This is a genomic window from Pseudodesulfovibrio hydrargyri, assembly GCF_001874525.1.
Lineage (GTDB): Bacteria > Desulfobacterota > Desulfovibrionia > Desulfovibrionales > Desulfovibrionaceae > Pseudodesulfovibrio > Pseudodesulfovibrio hydrargyri.
On record NZ_LKAQ01000001.1, the window covers coordinates 643,425 to 660,064 of the forward strand.

Here is a 16,640-nt window from a genome sequence, read left to right on the forward strand (position 1 = left end):
GATCAGCCGAGCAGTTCGTTGACCTTGGCCATGATGGCGAAGGCGTCGCCCACGTAGAGCACGTCGCACTTGCCCTGGGCCCAGCCGCAACCGGCGTCCAGGTTGATGGCCCTCCGCTCCTTGATGAAGCGCCAGCCGACCACGTGCGGCTCCTCGCCGTGGCAGCAGGTGGACAGTCCCTTGGGATGGCGCGGGGTCGCGCCGGTCTGCCCCACCTGGTGCATGTGCGTCAGAAACGAAATGACCGCGCCGCCCTCGCCCGAGATGTCCACCAGGGACTTGGACGAGCCGAGAGAGGACTTGGTGGCGTCCAGGAAGGCACGAATAGTCGACTCGGCCTCGGGAACGTGCGTGGCACCGTCGGCCTGCTTCTTGGTCCAGCCCGCGCCGGCCACGAAGAGCAGATCCGCATCCGGGCGGATGGTCTGCTGGTCCTCGGAGGCGCACTCCATGCCCGCCACCTTGGTCCGCGAGGACACGTTCACGGTCAATGCCTCCACATCCGCCGCGCCCGCGCCCGCAAAGGGCTCGGCGCAGCCGGAATCGAGTGTCAGCACCCAGGGCCGCTCGTCGCGGGTCAGGGTCCCTTCCATGCGCTGGCGGTAGAACCACCGCTTGGCCACGGGCTTGCCGTCCTCGGCCGCCAGCCCGGACAGGTGGGTGTCCACCCGGCCGCCCAGGCGGATGGCCAGGCCGGGCAGGGCCCGGCTGAAGCGGGACGTGGCCGGGGCCACCACCACTTCGGGCGAGCACGCCTTGGCCATGGCCTCGGCGGCGGCCAAATCGGAAGCGTAGCGTCCGTCCGCAAACTCGGGACCGGACACCGCGTAGAATTTGGCATTGCAGCCGCCGATGGTTCCGGCGGCCTCGGCCACGTCAGCGCCGATGAGCCCCACCGCCAGGTCGGTGCCCAGGCCGTCGGCCAGCGCCTTGGCGGCGGTCAGCGCCTCAAGGGCGGACTTGTGCAGGGAGTTGTCGCATTCGGTGTGCGCAAGATACAAAACAGTCATGGCGATTCCCCCTAACCCTTGATCCATTCGACGATTTCTTTGGCCATCTCATCCACCGGCACGTCCTTGACGATGCGCGTCTCGCGGCGCTGTTTGGGCAGCTCCACCGAGGAGAACTTCAGGCTCGTGCCGGACAGGTCGGCGGGCTTGGCCTGCATCAGCGCGGGCATGTTCTTCTGCATGTTCTGCATGCCCACCTGCGGATTGTTCGGCGGCTCGGGCAGCTCGCCCGTGGCCCAGCCGAACGCGGCGGGCGCGCCGTCCACCACGGACTTCTGGTACGCGCCGCCCTCCACGCGCTCAAGCACTTCCAGGGAGCCGTCGCCACCCACGGTGAGCCGGTCCACGCCCTGGAACTGTTCGGTCACGCCGAGCAGCTCGCCGACCATCTGGATGACCGCGCCGGAACCGCGCGAAGCGGACTGCCAGCCGCCGAAGAGCAGCATCTTGGACTTGTCCAGCCCGCCTATGCCCTCAATGGTCTCGGCCAGGACCCTGGCGGTCTCGTAGGCATCGGTGAAGCCCGAAGCCGAGCCGTCGGCCACGACCAGCTGGAAGGGGGCCTTCTGGGAAACGGACATCATGACCTGCTGCAACTTGGCCTTGGGGCCGAGGCTGACCAGCCAGACCTGGCTGCCCGGGTTCTTGGCCGCCAGGTTCGCGGCTTCAAACAGGGCGTGCCCGGCCCACGGGTCGAGCACGGCGGGAAGCATCATTTCGTTCTTCAGGGACGGCCCGGCAGGCCCGTCCTGGGGCGCGAGGGTCTGGAGCGGGTCCGGGACGATGGAGCCGCAGACCACGATGTGGAATTCACTACCCATTCAATGTTCTCCTTGATTAGCGGCGGCAATCGCATTTCTCATGCCGTCCATTCGATGCCTTCGGCCACCGCTGCGCGGGGATGCCTCCGGCGGCCTAAGAACCTTTTGAAAAAGGTTCTTAGGAATCTCCAAAACTTTTTATCGCCGCTGCGCGGGGGTGCGTCCGCGCGAATACGGCTCTCTTTTTTATGAACAACTTCGCCGAAGGCGACAATGGGGTTCCAAGGGGTCATAACCCCTTGGCCGCCGGAGGCGAAATCACCCGTCCAATTCGCCGCAGGCGATTCGATCCTTCTTTATCCTAATTCTCCACGGAATGCAGCCCGCCGGAACCGGCCATGAACTTGACGTTGGTCCGTTCGTGGTCTTCGGGGTTGGACTTGCTGCAATTCCACATGCACGCCCCGCAGTGGACGCACTTTTCGCGGTCGAACAGCGGCACACCCCCGTCGGGATTGGTGTAGATGGCCTGGCCCGAGCACGCCTCGATGCAGACCTGTTCGCGGCACTTGGCGCACAGGGCCGTGTCCGCGAAGCGCACGTGGTCGCCATAGCCGGGGTTGGCCTGGACCTTGCCGCCCATGAGCAGCGCGTCCTGGTGGGAGACCAGCAACTGGCCGTCCAGGGGAATTTCGGGCCAGCCCGCACGGTCCATGAGCGCGTCGTGCAGGCTCGCGCCCTTCTTGGCGCACTCGGCGCGGATGGCCGCGATCTCGCCCGCCGGGATGACGTCGCGGTAGTAGTCCTCCACGGACGGGATGCGGTCCTGGGGCTTGACCGCCTTGCCCGGCATGTTCAGCAGCCCGTTGGTCAGGCCGCTCAGCCCCATGCCGAAAATGCCGGAGATGACGGACTTGGTGAAGCCGTCGCGGGACTTCTTGGCCACCTCGGCCTCCTTTTCGACCCAGGAGGCGCGGCGGCGCGAAACATAGGTGTTTTCCAGATTTTCCTTGGTGAACTCGCGGCCGGACCTGAGCAGTTCGAGCACGGCCTCGCCGAGTTGCACGCCCGTGGCCCAGGCCTCGTCCACGCCCGATCCGGTCAGGATGTTGGTTGAGCCCGAGCCCTCGCCGATGCGGGCGAACCCGTCGCCGCACAGGATCGGCTCGCCGCGCTTGCCCGATTCGTTCAGAGACTTGGCCCCCCAGGAGCGCAGGGTGCCGCCTTTCAGCCCCTTCCACAGGTACGGATGGAGCATCCAGTGCTGCATGTAGCGGTAGGCGGTGCGCACCGGGTTGTCGAACCAGGACGGCACGAAGATGCCCAGGGAAGCGACGTTGCCGGGATAGACGTACAGAAAACCGAAGATTTCGGGCTCGGGATAACCGATGGTATGCAGCACCGTGCCCGGCTCCCAGTGGCAGCCCTCGGGCAGGTCGACCACGCATTTCATGCCCACGGCCCACTCGCGCTGGTGGTTGCCCTCGGGCATGCCCAGCTTGCGGTTGAGCCGCTGGCCCACCGGGCCCACCGGACCGTCCGCGACCACGGTCAGGGCGGCCTTCATGTCCATGCCGGGCATGTAGCCCGCATTGGGGGTGCCGTCCTTTTCCACGCCCTGGTCGGCCATGCGCACGCCCTTGACCGCCGAGCCTTCCAGCAGCGGCTCGGCCACCGGGCTGGACGGCCAGATCTGGGCCATGCCCGTGCCCATCAGGTTCGCGCCCACCCACTGGTTGAGCTGGCCGACGGAAAACAGCATGCCCGGATGCTTTTCCAGAAATTTCGGGATGTACGGCAGTTCATAGGCGTCGTCCTTCATGAACGCGCCGAGGACCTTGTCGGCCACCTTGAACGCGCCCGGCCTGCGGCTCGCGCCCACCGGGTCCTTGAGGAACAGGACCTTCTCCTCCTTGACCTCGCAGGCCATGGGGATCTGGGACAGGTCCAGGTCCGGGAACGTGGCCTTGATGGCGCGCCCTTTGGTGACCACGCCCGACACGCCGAAGCCGATGTCGTCGGCGCGCTCGTAGCAGATGACCTGCGGCGGCATGCCCGGCATGACCTTCGACTCGGCCACGGGCGTGCCGTCCTCGTTCATCAGGCCGCGCGTCAGGGTGGTCAGGAAACCGCCCGCGGCCGGGCCGAAGCCCACACATACAATGTCCGTTTCCATCTCGACACGCGGCGTCTCGTCGCTCATGGGGTGCCTCCGGCGGCCGGGGGAAGGGGAGAGGGGAACCCTTTGAAAAGGGCTTCCCCTCTCCCCTTCCCCCGGGACCCCCCATCCCCCTCTTCCCTCCTAAACTTTTTGGGCCGCTTCGCGGGGTGTGTCGGGAGGTTGTTCAGGCGTGCCCCTTCCCGGTGCGCCTGTGGGGGGTGGGTTTGGTTGAAGTTTGTTTCTCAGGACGCGAAATTCGGCTCCGCATCCCCGCGCCGCCAGTATCATATTCGGCTGCCCTCTCCCCTTCCAGGCGGCGCGGCGACAAAAAGTTTTGGAAGGGAGAGCGCGAGAGGGAAACCTTTCTCAAAAGGTTTCCCTCTCGCATCTTGCTATCTTTTCTAACCCTGCGGGTAATCGAGGGCTTCGGGGATCATCACTTCGGCCAGGGCGTTGCCCGCGCGGTCCTTGGCCAGGCGGGAACCGGCCAGGCACATGTCGAGCGTGGCCTTGAGTTCGCGGAAACGGACGAGGTCCGGGCGCGCGCACTTGGACTGGTCGCCCAGCGTGCCGTCCTGGGCGCATTCCTCCTTGGACTTGAGCTCGGGCTCGCACTTCTCGGCTATGCCGCCGTCCGGGGTCGGGCAACGATTCCAGTTGTAGCCGTAGACCAGTTCGGAACAGATGCGGGCCACTTCGCCGGCGGCGCGGGCGGCCTGCACGTGGCACAGGTCCTTGTAGAACCCGGTCAGATCGTCCAGCCCCTCGGCCAGGGTCATGGACATGGGGCCCTTTTCGATGAGCTCCATGACGTCGCAGGCCAGGAAGTAGGGTCCGAGAATCCAGCCCAGGGCATCGGCCATGGGGAAGGTCACGCCCTGCCGCTTGTTGTGGTAGAGCTTGCGGCCGTCCTGGTCCGTGGCCTCCTGCAGGAAGGCCAGGGTCCACTGCCACAGCTCCATGGCCGAGGCGAGCACGTAGCCGCCCAGACCCGGGACGTCCTGGCCCGCGCGGCGCATCTGCCCGATCCAGTTCTCCATGACGCAGCCGAAGATGTCGGAGGTCATGGTCATGGTCAGGTGGCGGCGCTGCACGGCCTCGGGGCCCTCGTAGGTGGCCTCGAGCTGGCAGTCGCTCCACTTCTGCATAAGGAAGCCGGGACAGTCCTCGGTGATGCCGTAGCCGCCGACCAGGGCCACGGCCTCGCGCATCTTGTTGGCGCCCTCGCCCGTGTTCCAGAGCTTCACGCCCGGGTTGAGGATGCCCGCCAGGGCCTCCATGTAGGCGTACTGGACCAGGGTGTCGCTGGAAAGTTCATTGTAGCGGGCCTCATCGCGAGTGCCCGGAGCGGAATATTCCAGCTTGATGAATTCGCGGACCTGGTCGTGGAGCTTGCGCAGGGCGGCCATCTGCTTGCGGATGGAGGTCACGCCCTCGGCCGCGAAATGGGCCTCCTTGGCCTTTTCGATGGGGTCGAAGCGGTCGGCCAGGCGCGCGGCCGCAAACGCCAGGGAACAGCCCGCCTCGCCGCTGGCCCAGACGTCGGCCAGGCGCTGCAGGGCGTCCTCGTTGATCTGCAACCCCTTGTCGAAGCGCGGGGAGCCTTCCTTGCAGGCGTCGCCGCCCCGGAAGCGGTTGCGGTGGTAGCGGATAACCGGCTCCACGGCGGAAAGCAGCTTGGCCGAGGTCATCAGCCCCACGGGGATACGGGTGCGGTGAAAGACCGCGCCGATGATCTCGGAATGATTGTATTTGGGCACGATCACGCCGTCGACCACGTCGTATCCGCCGATGATGCGGGAGGCGGGCACCTTGAGGTTGAGCACGGGATCGCGGGTGGAGGAAAGCTGGTGGACCATCTTGAGGGTGGGCGCGCCCCGGTCGAAGGTGCCCTCGTCGCCCTCTTCGAGGATGACCATGAAGGTCCCCTTGATGCGCTCGTCGTTGGACTCCACGGCGGCGGTCACGAAGTTGGCGAAGTCCATGTTGGTGATGAACCGGCCGCGCTTGTCGACCTGGAGCATGGGCTCCTCGCCGTCCTTCCACTCGGCCACGGTGGCCTTGCCGCAGAGCACGCCGGTGTCCACGCCCACGTAGGGCAGCGGCTCGGTCAGGGCGAACGCCCCGCGCCAGATCTCGCGATCCTCGCCCGGCTGGGGCGGGACGCAGGCGGCCATGTACTTGTCGCGCTGCTCCGGGGTCCCCTTCTCGTGGATCGGGGCCAGGGCCAGGCAGGAGGCCAGGGAGGAGGTGGCCGCGCCGGCGTCCACCCAGGCCAATTCGAAAGCGACCAGGGCCAGGGCCAGGTTCTTGGGGCCCTCGATGAAACCGCCCTGGTGGGGGTCCATGAACAGCGCGGTCAGCCCGGCCTGGTCAAAGGCGGTCAGCAGCTCGCCCTTCTGCTCGGTCCATTCGTGCGTGTTGCGTGCCCCTTCGGCCACCAGTTTGGCCACAGTGGTGCGGGCGATGGACCGGGCGCTCTGCACGGACATCTGGAGATCGAAACGCTCGGCGAAACGCCACATGAGTTGACGGACATCGTCTCCCGGAAGGGTACGAAGTGTATACATAAGCAGCTTCCCTGAAAGGTTGTTATTTGACTGGAATTTTCAGTTCTCAATAATAGTCCGGGACGATAGGCCATTGTCCCTGGTGAGTCAAAGTGTTTTTGCCTCTTAAACAAGCGTTTCAGCGGCTTTCCGGGCGGTTCGGACCCATTTTCGCCCCCCGGAAACCGATCTTTTTCCAAAAACCGGGGAACGCCGGGCAAGGAGGATGGAATCGCGCTTTGACTTCGCCCCCGATTCCCTGCACTATCGCGCAATCTCAGAAAAGGCGGCAACGGCGATGGGCCAAGACATTCCGAACATACGAACCCTGGCGAGGGACATCGGCGCCCTTTCCGAGGGCGCGCCTTCCGGCGGCCCCGGCATCGGGGAACTGACGGCGGATGTCATGCGCTGGTGCGACGCCACGCCCCACCCGGCCCACGGCGAGGCCGTGCCCCTGGCCGAGGCCCTCCTGGCCCTGTACCGATTGGCCGCGAACTCGGCCGACATCCACACGGTCCAGGCCTGCCTCCAGGCACTGGTCCGATCGAACCGGTTCGGCCGGACCCTGTGCGTCCGGTGCCTCAACGCCCGCAACACCCCCCTGCCCCGCCTGGAGCCCAAAGTGGCGGCCTGGCCCGCCCGCGACCGGCTGGCCCTGGCCCACGCGATGCTCAAGGACTTTCCCGGCGACATGGACCGCGACACCCTGACCTGGATCGAGGAACGGCTCAAGCCGCTCATGGGCACGGACCCCGAGGAGCTGGTCCCGTTCGTGGCCCGGCTCGGCGAGCAGGACGAGGTCCTGGCCTTCCCGGTCAGGCAGGTCATCGTGGGCGGATTGTTCGGCCGCCACCTCAACTCCAGACTGACCAACGGCGTGGCCGAGGCCTACCTGGAAGAGCTCTGCCGGGTCATCCGGGGCCTGGGCGACTCGGCGCACGGCGAGGCCCTGGCCCAAGGGGTGGCCCTCGGCCGTTTCAAGGCGAACGAGACGCTTCTGCGGACCATCGCGGCCGTGGGCGAGGCGGGCAACAAGACCATCCTGGACACGCTGCTCAAGATCCTGCCCAAAGCCGACGCCAAGGTCGGCGGGGCGTGCCTGGAAGCGCTCATCCGCCAGGACCACCCGGGCATGGGCAAGCTGCTGGCCTCGGTCCGCTCCCGCATGCCGGGCATCCGCGCCGCCGCCATCGCCCGCGCCCCCCTGCTCGGCGACATCGGCTACGTCCAGTACATCTCCTCCCAGCCCGAGGAGCGCCGGGCCGACGTCCAACTCGAGATGCTCGGCGCGCTCGAGGCCATCGCGCCGGACTTCGTGCGCAACGTGTCCGGAGAATGCCCGGCCAGGGGAACCGGCTCCCCCCGCGTCCTGGAGGCCGCCCCTCCGGCCCAGCCCCGCCGGGACGCGCCCGAGGCGCAGAGGACCGGCTTCCTCAAGGGGCTGTTCCGGTCCAGGCCCCGGACCCTGCAGGATATACTGCCCAAGCCCGGCAACGTCCGCGACCAGGACCTGCCCGGCTCGGCCGTGGACGGCGGCCAGCTGGAAAACCGGGAGCTGACCGGGCTCGGCCTGGCCGGGTCCTCGTTCGTCAACACCGGTTTCTTCCGGGGAAAGCTCTCCAACGTCGACCTGGCCGACGGACTCATGCGCGACTGCACCTTGTCCGGCATCGAGTTCCGGGAGGTGCGCCTGACCGGCATGGAGTTCGCGGGCACCCGGTTCGAGGAGTGCGTGTTCACGGACTGCACTTTCACGGGCGCGTTTTTCTCCGGCTGTGCTTTCAAGGGGTGCCGCTTCCGGACCTCGACGTTCAGCGAGACCGCCCTGCGCGACTGCCGGATGGACCGCAGCGATTTCACGGCCTGCACCCTGGCCGGAAGCATCCTGCACGGCTGCTCCGTGCGCTCCTCCCGGTTCGAGGAGTGCGACCTGTCCTTCAGCGAATGGATCGGCGACGATTTCCGGGGCGTGGAGTTTTGCCGCGCCTGCCTGCACGGACTGTACATCCGGGACTGCGTGCTCCTGTCCATGGAGCTGCCCGGCTCGTCCGTGACCCGGTCCGTGATCAAGAACTCGGACGCCGGGCACCCGCAATTTATGGCCAACCGGCTGCGCCAGCTGACCGTGTTCGCCAGGGAGGCGGAAAAAAACGGGGTCTCCAAAAGCCGGGAGACCGACCCATTCCGGGCGCAGAGGGCGCTGGCAGCGTGGTCCAGGGAGTTGACCTTCATGCGCAGGGAACGGCGCATGCTCGACAACAACCGCCAGCGCATGCACCGGGCCATGGGCACCCTGACCCGCGACCAGCAGGCCTTTCTGCGCATGCTCCCCCTGCTCCTGGACAGCGACCTGTTCGAGCGCCGCCACAATTTCGGCAACATCCCGTCCAGCCGGGTCTGGGGCTACTACCCCTGCCTGACCGAGCTGGAACTGGTCGGCGAGCGGATGGGGCTGGAGCCGGAGTTCGAGCCCTCGCCCGAGGTGCGCATCCAGGCGGTCTACGCCATGGGCAGCCTGGGCACCGTGGCCCAGACCTCCAGTTCGGACCTGGACTGCTGGGTCTGCTACGATGGCGACGTGACCATGACCGTGGAAAACGGTCTGCGGCGCAAGCTCGACGCCATGGCCCTGTGGGCGGACAGCGATTTCGGCCTGGAAGTGCACTTCTACCCGATGCGCATGGACGACGTGCGCGACAACCGTTTTCTGTCCGGGGACGAGGAGAGTTCGGGCTCGGCCCAGGTCCTGCTGCTCAAGGAGGAGTTCTACCGCACGGCGCTCAAACTGGCGGGCAAGAACATCGCCTGGTGGGTCACTCCGGCCGGGGCCAGCCGCAAGATGTACGAGTCGTGCATCCGCGCGGCCCGGCGCTACCCCCTGTGCGGCAAGCCGCGCCTGGAGGACTTCGGCCACCTGGCCGAGGTGCCGCCGGCCGAATATTTCGGCGGGTCCCTGTGGCAGATGGTCAAGGCCATCCACTCGCCCTTCAAGTCCGTGCTCAAGCTCGGCCTGCTCGAGACCTACGCCGCGCCCGGCGCATCCGCCCTGCCCCTGTGCGACCGCATCAAACGCAACCTGATCCGCAACCGCCAAGGGCGGCAGGACACCGACCCGTACACCGCTCTCTACTCCACCCTGCATGACTACTACTCCGGGCGCGGGGAGGACAACGCCGCGGCCCTGCTCAAGGAGTCCTTCCGGCTCAAGGCCAATCTGTCGGACATCCCCCTGTTCATGAACCTACCCACCCGGCCCGAGGACGAGTCCCTGATCTCGGTCCTGTTCGGCTCGGGCTACGTGGAGCCGGGCAGGCTGGCCGAGTCGCACCGCACCTGGCCCTTCGACAAGTCCCTGCGCATGGGCGCGCACGTGCGCCGGTACATGGTCGACACGTACCAGCGCATCCAGGAGGGGCTGTCCGCCGGAAGGCGGGACAAGGGCAGGACCAGGGCTCTGATCAATCCAGAGGACCTGACGCGCATGGGCCGCCGCATCGCGGCCAACTTCGCGCGCAAGAACCACAAGATCATGCGCGTGCCGTTCATGGACACCCGCGAAAACGGTTTCCCCCTGCTGCACTTCTCCGCGGAAAAGGCGACCGGCAAGCCGACCGTCTGGACGGTGCGCGGCGGCACCCGGGTGCAGGCCAAACAGGCGGCCGAGCATCTCCAGCTGCTGCACCGCAACCAGTTTCCCGTCCATCTGCTGGCCTGGCTGCTGGCCAACCGAATCTTCCACCCCAAGAGCCTGCTGCAGGCCGACCGGTCCATCGCGCCCATCGCCCTGGCCGACCTGCAGAAGCTGATGGCCGCCCTGCACGACGCCTTCCCCTTTGCCGAGACCTTTGAACCGGACATCAACGAGGGTCTGCGCGCCGAGGAAATCTCCCGGGCCTTCTTCATCGTCAACATGGCCGTCCCGCGCGAGGCCAGCCGCATCGAACGGGTCTCGGTGATCTACTCGACCAACTGGGGCGAGATGTTCTGCCGCACCTTCCTGCAACCCGGTCCGCTGTTCGAGCGCGACCCGGCCCGCTTCCTGGCCGAAAAGGTCGGCCAGACGCTGTCCGAAACCGTCAAACTGGGGCTGTTCACGCCCAAGGGATCGCAATGCCGAAGAATCACTCTGATCTGAACGGCCCCGCCTGCTGGGCCGTGATCTTCACCTCCGTGCGCACGGACACGGACGAGGGCTACGCCGAAACCGCCGGGCGCATGCTCGAACTGGCCCGGTCCATGCCCGGCTTCCTGGGCGTGGATTCCGCCCGCGAGGAGGTCGGCATCACCGTGTCCTACTGGGAAAGCCCGGAAGCCATCCGGGCGTGGCGCGAGCACCCCGAGCACCAGGCCGCCCAGGCGCGGGGCCGCAGGGAGTGGTACGCGTCCTTCGCCACCCGCGTCTGCAAGGTGGAGCGCGAAAGCCGCTTTCCCTGACCGGGCGGCGCGGGACTTCCCTTTTTTGGCAATTCATCCGGAAGCCGATATCCCTTCCCCATCGACAAAACCTGATGAATGATATATGCCTGCTCTCCGTCGGCGCAGAATACAATTTTGTATTTCCGTGCCGATTCCGATTATTCCGTACTCCAACGAGCATATTTCAAAGGGAACGTCATGCGCAAACCTCTCATACTGTCGGCCGCCTGTCTGGCGGCCTTTCTCATGCCCGCCTCCGCCCTGGCCGCCGATCCTGTGGTGGCCGCCGCCAACGCGGAACACTGGGGGCTGTTGACCCTGATCCCGCCGCTGCTGGCCATCGCCCTGGCCTTTGCCAGCAAAAACGTCGTCCTGTCGCTGTTCATCGGCGTGTTCTCGGGCTGTTTCATGCTCGAACTCAAGGGGTACGACGTGTACCACGCCCTGGTCGGCGGGTTCCTGCACCTGTCCACCCAGGTCCTGACCTCCCTTGCCGATCCGTGGGACGCGGGCATTGTGCTCCAGGTCCTGGCCATCGGCGGGCTCATTGCGCTGATTTCCAAGATGGGCGGCGCCCAGGCCATAGCCGGGGCCATCTCCCGCTGGGCCCGGACCCCGCGCTCCTCCCAGCTGGCAGCCTGGCTCATGGGGCTGTTCATTTTCTTCGACGACTACGCCAACTCCCTGACCGTGGGCCCGATCATGCGCCCGGTGACCGACCGCCTGAAGGTCTCGCGCGAGAAGCTGGCCTTCATCATCGACGCCACGGCCGCGCCCATCGCGGGCATCGCGCTGATCTCCACCTGGGTGGCCTACGAGGTCGGCCTGATCCGCGACGGCTACCAGACCATCGGCATCAGCGGCAACGCCTACGGCATCTTCGTCCAGACCATCCCGTACAGGTTCTACAACATCTATATCCTGCTCTTCATCCTCCTGGCCGTGTGGCTCAAACGCGACTTCGGGCCCATGTACGCGGCCGAGATGCGCGCCCGGACCCACGGCAAGGTCCTCGGCGACAACGCCGTGCCCATGGCCTCGGACGAGGCCACCACCCTGGAGCCCGCCGCCCACGTGAAACCGTCCGTGTGGAGCGCCATCCTGCCCATCGGCACCCTCATGGTCGCCGCCTTCCTGGGTTTCTATTTCAACGGCTACCGGAACCTGGACGATCCGACCTTGCTGGCCTCGGTCAACGCCTCGCCTCTGTCGTTCGCCTCCATGCGCATCTGCTTCGGGGCCTCGGACGCCTCGGTGGTCCTGTTCCAGGCCGCCCTGCTCGCCTCCCTGGTGGCCATCGCCATGGCCGTGTCCCGCAGGATCATGCCGCTCAAGGAGGCCATCGAGACCTTTGTCACCGGCATCAAGTCCATGAACATCACCGCCGTCATCCTGCTCCTGGCCTGGTCCCTGTCCGGAGTCATGAAGGAGCTGGGCACGGCCACCTATCTGGTGGGCGCGCTGTCCGACGCCCTGCCCGCCTACCTGCTGCCGTCCATCATCTTCATCCTCGGCTCGGTCATCTCCTTCGCCACCGGGACCTCCTACGGGACCATGGGCATCCTCATGCCCCTGACCATCCCCCTGGCGTTTGCCCTGAACCCGGCCCCGGAGTTCGTGGTCCTGTCCGTGGGCTCGGTCCTGACCGGAGCCATCTTCGGCGACCACTGCTCGCCCATCTCGGACACGACCATCCTGTCCTCCATGGGCGCGGGCTGCGACCACATCGACCACGTGCGCACCCAGCTGACCTACGCCGTGGTCGTGGCCGGGCTGGCCATCGTCACCGGCTACCTTCCGGCCGGACTGGGTCTGCCCGTCTCCCTGACCCTGCCGCTCGGCATCCTGGCCACGGCCCTGGTCATCCGTTTCGCGGGCAAGAAGGTCGACGCCTAGCCCGGCCGCAGGACACAAAAAAAGCCCGGATCGAAGAACCGATCCGGGCTTTTTTTCATGCCCGCCGACAGACATTCCGTCCCCGTCAGTACAGCCGCCGGATCCCCAGGACCCGGCTCTTGGGGTAGGCGGCGATGTTGACCTCGTCCTTCTGGTTGCCGCCCAGGACCAGCACCCTGCCGTTCTCCTCGCCAGCGTAGAAACCCACGTGGCCGGGAGCGTCGAGCACCTCGGGGCCGGGCTGCTTGCCGGTGCCCCGCTTGAGGACGACCACGTCGAAACCGGGCTCGGCCTCCCCGCCCACGGCCCGGCCCACCTTGAGCCAGGAACGGGCCATCAGGCTCTTGGACCGGGGCAGGCGAAGCAGCCAGGCCACGTAGTTGGCAAAGGCGGAACACCAGGGCACGTCGTCTCCCTCGGGCCAATCGTCGTCGAGTTTGAGCATGGCCAGGACCGCCGGATTGGACTGGCTCCCGGGCACTTCCCGGACCCCGACGAAACGCTGGGCCATGTCGAACGCCGTCATTTGGATCGCACGCATACCCACCTCCGAACCGCTAGAGTTCAAAGCCACCTATGCGTCCATACCATGCGGGGGATAAAAATCAAAAGCGGTAGCGGTAGTATTTGACGTCCACGTCCATGAGCGGGACCGTGTCCGGGACCTCGTCCCGGGCGACCTCGATGAAGCCGGACTTCTCGTAGAAGCGGTGCGCCGCGTGGTACACGTCCACAGTGCCGAGGTAGACCTCGCGCACGCCGTGCTCCCGCGCCCAGTCGAGCAGGGTCCGCATGAGCTTCGCGCCCACGCCGCGCTCCCTGCCGCGCCAGGCTTTTTTGACGAACATCTTGCGCAGGGCGCAGACGCCGTCGCCCACGTCCTTCAGCGCGATGGTCCCGATGAGTTCGCCGCCCTCGAAGGCGAGCCAGAAGCTGCCCGCGCCGTACTGGTAGTATCCGGGGATGTCCCGCAGGTCCGGCTGCTTCTCGGCCGAGGTGGCCACGCCGAATTCCTCGATCTGGATGGTGGTGATGAGCCTGACGATGGAGTCGGCGTCGTGCTCGGGGTCGAGCTGATCGTATTGGACGATGCGCATGGCCTACGCCATCCGGGTGGCGACCCAGTCGAGGACCATGGTCGGATTGACCGGGACCTGGGTGTTCAGGGCGTCCTGGGCCTGTTCCAGGACCAGGCCGATGCGCCGCAGGTCGGCCGGGCCGTAGGCCCTGGCCATGCCCGCCGACAGAGGCGTCGAGCAGGCCCCGGACAGGGCCTCGCGCAGTTCGCGCTGCATGCCTATGACCACGTCCATGGCCAGATTGCGGTCCACCGCGCCGCGCACCTGGGTGCGCTCGAACCATCCCCGCCCGGTCTGCCAGAAATCGACCAGGGCCGTGGTCCACTCGGTCACCTCGGGCGGGTTCACGCGCACGTCCGGCCAGGACAGGGTGACCACCCAGGAGCGGGAGACCAGGGTCTCCAGGAGCCGCTCACGCTGGGGCGCGGCCAGGACGAAGACGTTGCCGGGCCTGGGCTCCTCCAGGGACTTGAGCAGGGCGTTGGCCGCCTCGGTCATGAACATCTGGGCCTCGGCGAAGATGGATACGCGGTAGCCGTCGCCGTGAGGCGGCTGGCCCCAGGTGGAGCGCTTCTCGCGCACCGAGTCCACCTTGATCAGCCCCTCGCGGCCGTCGAAGAACAGCAGGTCGTTGAAGGCCAGGTCCGCGATCTGCCTGCAAGCCGGGCACTGGCCGCAGGGCACGGAGCCGGACGCGCAGTTCAGGCGCATGGCCCAATACAGGGCGAGGGCGACGCGCGAATCCGCGTCGCCCCCCTCGATGACAATGGATTGGGGCGGGTCGTGGGCGATGGCGTTGAGCCGCCGGACCGCGTGCTCCTGCCCAACCAGGGCCGCCAGCGGATCGTCGTGCAGCGTCATGCCCAACGCTCCCTAAAAGGTCTGTACCCGGTCCGGGCCCACGGAGACGATGCCGATTTTCACGCCGGAGATTTTCTCGATGCGCTTGAGGTAGCTGACCGCGTTTTCGGGCAGGTCGTCCCAGCTGCGCGCGCCGGAGATGTCCTCGTCCCAGCCGGGCATGGTCTCGTAGACCGGGGTGACGTGGGCCATGCCGTTCTGCTCCTGGGGCGGGTAGGCCACGGTCTCGCCCTTGTATTCGTAGCCCACGCAGAGCTTCACTTCCTTGAGCCCGGACAGGACGTCCAGCTTGGTGATGGCCAACTCGGTGGGACCGTTCAGCCGGGCGGATTCCTTGAGGACCACCAGGTCGAGCCAGCCGCAGCGCCGCTTGCGCCCGGTGGTGGCCCCGAACTCGTGGCCGTTGGACTGCAGGTAGTCGCCGTCGGCGTCCAGCAGTTCCGTGGGGAACGGGCCGCTGCCCACGCGGGTGGTGTACGCCTTGACGATGGCGATGATCCGGTCGAGCTCGCGCGGCGAACAGCCGGAGCCCGAGGCCGCGTTGGCCGTGACCGTATTGGACGAGGTAACGAAGGGATAGGTGCCGTGATCAATGTCCAGGTGCGTGCCCTGGGCACCCTCGAACAGCACGCAGTCCGCGGCCTGGATGGCCGAGGATACGTCGCCGAGGTACGGCACCAGCCGTTCGGCCACGGGCATGACCTTATCGAAGACTTCCCCGGCGTCCAGGGGCTCGGCGCCGTACAGGTGCTTAAAGAGCACGTTCTTCTCTTCCAGGGCCTTGGCGATCTTGTCCTTGAGCAGTTCGGGATCGGCGAAGTCGCCGGCGCGGATGCCGCAGCGGTTCATCTTGTCCTCGTAGCACGGGCCGATGCCTCGGCCGGTGGTGCCGATCTTGCCGTCGGCGGACTTGGAGGACTCGCGGGCCGCGTCCATGAGACAGTGGTACGGCATGATCACGTGGGTCTTCTTGCTGATCATTACCCGGGAGGGGGACACGTCCACGCCCTTGGCGGCCAGCTTGTCCAGTTCCTCGCAGAAGACGAACGGGTCCAGGACCACGCCGTTGCCGATGAGGCACTGCTTTCCGGGGTGCAGGATGCCGGAGGGGATCAGGTGCAGGATGCACTGCTCGCCGTCGACCACCAGGGTATGCCCCGCGTTGTTGCCGCCCTGGAAACGAACGATGGCGTCCGCCTTCTCGGCCAGCATATCGACGACCTTGCCTTTACCTTCGTCTCCCCACTGGGAACCGAAAACCACCATATTGGACATTGTTAGCTCCTTGAAATACCGGGATTGCGGCCCCCGGCCGGGGATGCGCGCACAAACGGTTATGTTCCGTAAATATAAACGGGCGTCTATGTCAACCGGCCGGTGCGGCGGCTACTTGCCGTTCTTGGGCGTCAGGGTGAGCAGCTTGCCCCGCCGGTCCTTCTTGTCCGGCCCGGCCCCATGGTCCTGGTCCCGGGCCGAGGCGAGGTCGCCGTTCACCGGCCCGGAACCCTTTTCCGGCGCGGTCAGGGCGGCCAGGTCTATCTCCACCGGCCCTTCCCCGGGCTGGCGGGACTGCGCCCAATTATAGTTGAAAAGCTGGTTCTTGAGGCGGGTGGACTGGATGAGATTGAACACCAGGACCGATTCCTCCCACCGTTTGGTGGGCTCGAAATGGCGGACCTTTTCCGCATATTTTTCCCAAAGGCTCATGAGCGAGGCCTCGTCGTAGGCATTGATCTGACGGGCGAGTTTCAAGAGCGCCTTTTCCATGTAGCTTTCTGACATCGGTGTTCCTTGATTACTGAAAAACGCATGCCGGGATTTTCTGCATAACAAATATTGAGCTCCCCCGCCAAGGCAAAATCACGGTCCGTCCCGGACAAAAAAGACCGCCCGGAGAACCGGGC

The 16,640-nt window shown here is 66.3% G+C and carries 12 protein-coding genes; 3 read left to right on the plus strand and 9 right to left on the minus strand.

Features of this window, described 5'->3' with window-relative positions; genetic code table 11:
- Positions 1–2: 2 nt before the first annotated feature.
- The 4 genes from BerOc1_RS03025 to BerOc1_RS03040 all read right to left on the minus strand — a co-directional run bounded on the left by BerOc1_RS03025 (position 3) and on the right by BerOc1_RS03040 (position 6,502).
- Positions 3–1,010 (minus strand): electron transfer flavoprotein subunit alpha/FixB family protein, encoded by a 1,008-nt coding sequence (locus BerOc1_RS03025; protein WP_071544231.1) that lies wholly within the window; start codon positions 1,008–1,010, stop codon positions 3–5.
- Between the two features lie 11 nt (positions 1,011–1,021).
- Positions 1,022–1,831 (minus strand): electron transfer flavoprotein subunit beta/FixA family protein, encoded by an 810-nt coding sequence (locus tag BerOc1_RS03030; protein ID WP_071544232.1) that lies wholly within the window; start codon positions 1,829–1,831, stop codon positions 1,022–1,024.
- A 301-nt stretch (positions 1,832–2,132) separates the two neighbouring features.
- On the minus strand, positions 2,133–3,974 hold the full coding sequence (locus BerOc1_RS03035) for a 4Fe-4S ferredoxin (protein ID WP_071544233.1): 1,842 nt from the start codon (positions 3,972–3,974) through the stop codon (positions 2,133–2,135).
- Between the two features lie 359 nt (positions 3,975–4,333).
- Entirely contained in the window at positions 4,334–6,502 is a 2,169-nt protein-coding gene (locus BerOc1_RS03040; RefSeq protein ID WP_071544234.1) for an acyl-CoA dehydrogenase family protein, read from the minus strand.
- A gap of 277 nt (positions 6,503–6,779) precedes the next feature.
- Here BerOc1_RS03040 and BerOc1_RS03045 point away from each other — a divergent pair, with 277 nt between their 5' ends.
- The 3 genes from BerOc1_RS03045 to BerOc1_RS03055 all read left to right on the plus strand — a co-directional run bounded on the left by BerOc1_RS03045 (position 6,780) and on the right by BerOc1_RS03055 (position 12,796).
- Positions 6,780–10,619 (plus strand): class I adenylate cyclase domain-containing protein, encoded by a 3,840-nt coding sequence (locus tag BerOc1_RS03045; RefSeq protein WP_071544506.1) that lies wholly within the window; start codon positions 6,780–6,782, stop codon positions 10,617–10,619.
- A complete protein-coding gene (locus BerOc1_RS03050) occupies positions 10,595–10,918 on the plus strand; it encodes an antibiotic biosynthesis monooxygenase family protein (protein WP_071544235.1) in 324 nt (107 codons plus the stop codon). Before BerOc1_RS03045 ends, BerOc1_RS03050 begins: the two co-directional genes overlap by 25 nt.
- Before the next feature lie 180 nt (positions 10,919–11,098).
- Positions 11,099–12,796: a Na+/H+ antiporter NhaC family protein gene (locus tag BerOc1_RS03055; protein ID WP_071544236.1), complete on the plus strand. Its 1,698-nt coding sequence runs from the start codon at positions 11,099–11,101 to the stop codon at positions 12,794–12,796.
- An 85-nt stretch (positions 12,797–12,881) separates the two neighbouring features.
- On the opposite strand, the gene BerOc1_RS03060 is transcribed toward BerOc1_RS03055, so the two are convergent.
- The 5 genes from BerOc1_RS03060 to BerOc1_RS03080 all read right to left on the minus strand — a co-directional run bounded on the left by BerOc1_RS03060 (position 12,882) and on the right by BerOc1_RS03080 (position 16,518).
- Entirely contained in the window at positions 12,882–13,337 is a 456-nt protein-coding gene (locus BerOc1_RS03060; protein ID WP_084641028.1) for a TIGR02594 family protein, read from the minus strand.
- Positions 13,338–13,401: 64 nt separating this feature from the next.
- Positions 13,402–13,893, minus strand: a complete 492-nt coding sequence (locus tag BerOc1_RS03065; protein ID WP_071544238.1) for a GNAT family N-acetyltransferase — start codon at positions 13,891–13,893, stop codon at positions 13,402–13,404.
- A gap of 3 nt (positions 13,894–13,896) precedes the next feature.
- Positions 13,897–14,736 carry a DNA polymerase III subunit delta' gene (locus tag BerOc1_RS03070; protein ID WP_071544239.1) on the minus strand — a complete coding sequence of 280 codons (840 nt, stop codon included), beginning with the start codon at positions 14,734–14,736 and terminating at the stop codon, positions 13,897–13,899.
- Between the two features lie 12 nt (positions 14,737–14,748).
- Positions 14,749–16,011, minus strand: coding sequence for an adenylosuccinate synthase (locus BerOc1_RS03075; RefSeq protein ID WP_071544240.1), 1,263 nt, complete (start codon positions 16,009–16,011; stop codon positions 14,749–14,751).
- 111 nt (positions 16,012–16,122) lie between these two features.
- Positions 16,123–16,518 carry a hypothetical protein gene (locus BerOc1_RS03080; protein WP_071544241.1) on the minus strand — a complete coding sequence of 132 codons (396 nt, stop codon included), beginning with the start codon at positions 16,516–16,518 and terminating at the stop codon, positions 16,123–16,125.
- Between the last annotated feature and the right edge of the window lie 122 nt (positions 16,519–16,640).

Excerpts from the sequence above, each read along its gene's own strand:
- BerOc1_RS03025 (WP_071544231.1), bottom strand. The coding sequence starts at position 1,010 with ATGACTGTTTTGTATCTTGCGCACACCGAATGCGACAACTCCCTGCAC.
- BerOc1_RS03030 (WP_071544232.1), bottom strand. The coding sequence starts at position 1,831 with ATGGGTAGTGAATTCCACATCGTGGTCTGCGGCTCCATCGTCCCGGAC.
- BerOc1_RS03035 (WP_071544233.1), bottom strand. The coding sequence starts at position 3,974 with ATGAGCGACGAGACGCCGCGTGTCGAGATGGAAACGGACATTGTATGT.
- BerOc1_RS03040 (WP_071544234.1), bottom strand. The coding sequence starts at position 6,502 with ATGTATACACTTCGTACCCTTCCGGGAGACGATGTCCGTCAACTCATG.
- BerOc1_RS03045 (WP_071544506.1), top strand. The coding sequence starts at position 6,780 with ATGGGCCAAGACATTCCGAACATACGAACCCTGGCGAGGGACATCGGC.
- BerOc1_RS03050 (WP_071544235.1), top strand. The coding sequence starts at position 10,595 with ATGCCGAAGAATCACTCTGATCTGAACGGCCCCGCCTGCTGGGCCGTG.
- BerOc1_RS03055 (WP_071544236.1), top strand. The coding sequence starts at position 11,099 with ATGCGCAAACCTCTCATACTGTCGGCCGCCTGTCTGGCGGCCTTTCTC.
- BerOc1_RS03060 (WP_084641028.1), bottom strand. The coding sequence starts at position 13,337 with ATGCGTGCGATCCAAATGACGGCGTTCGACATGGCCCAGCGTTTCGTC.
- BerOc1_RS03065 (WP_071544238.1), bottom strand. The coding sequence starts at position 13,893 with ATGCGCATCGTCCAATACGATCAGCTCGACCCCGAGCACGACGCCGAC.
- BerOc1_RS03070 (WP_071544239.1), bottom strand. The coding sequence starts at position 14,736 with ATGACGCTGCACGACGATCCGCTGGCGGCCCTGGTTGGGCAGGAGCAC.
- BerOc1_RS03075 (WP_071544240.1), bottom strand. The coding sequence starts at position 16,011 with ATGTCCAATATGGTGGTTTTCGGTTCCCAGTGGGGAGACGAAGGTAAA.
- BerOc1_RS03080 (WP_071544241.1), bottom strand. The coding sequence starts at position 16,518 with ATGTCAGAAAGCTACATGGAAAAGGCGCTCTTGAAACTCGCCCGTCAG.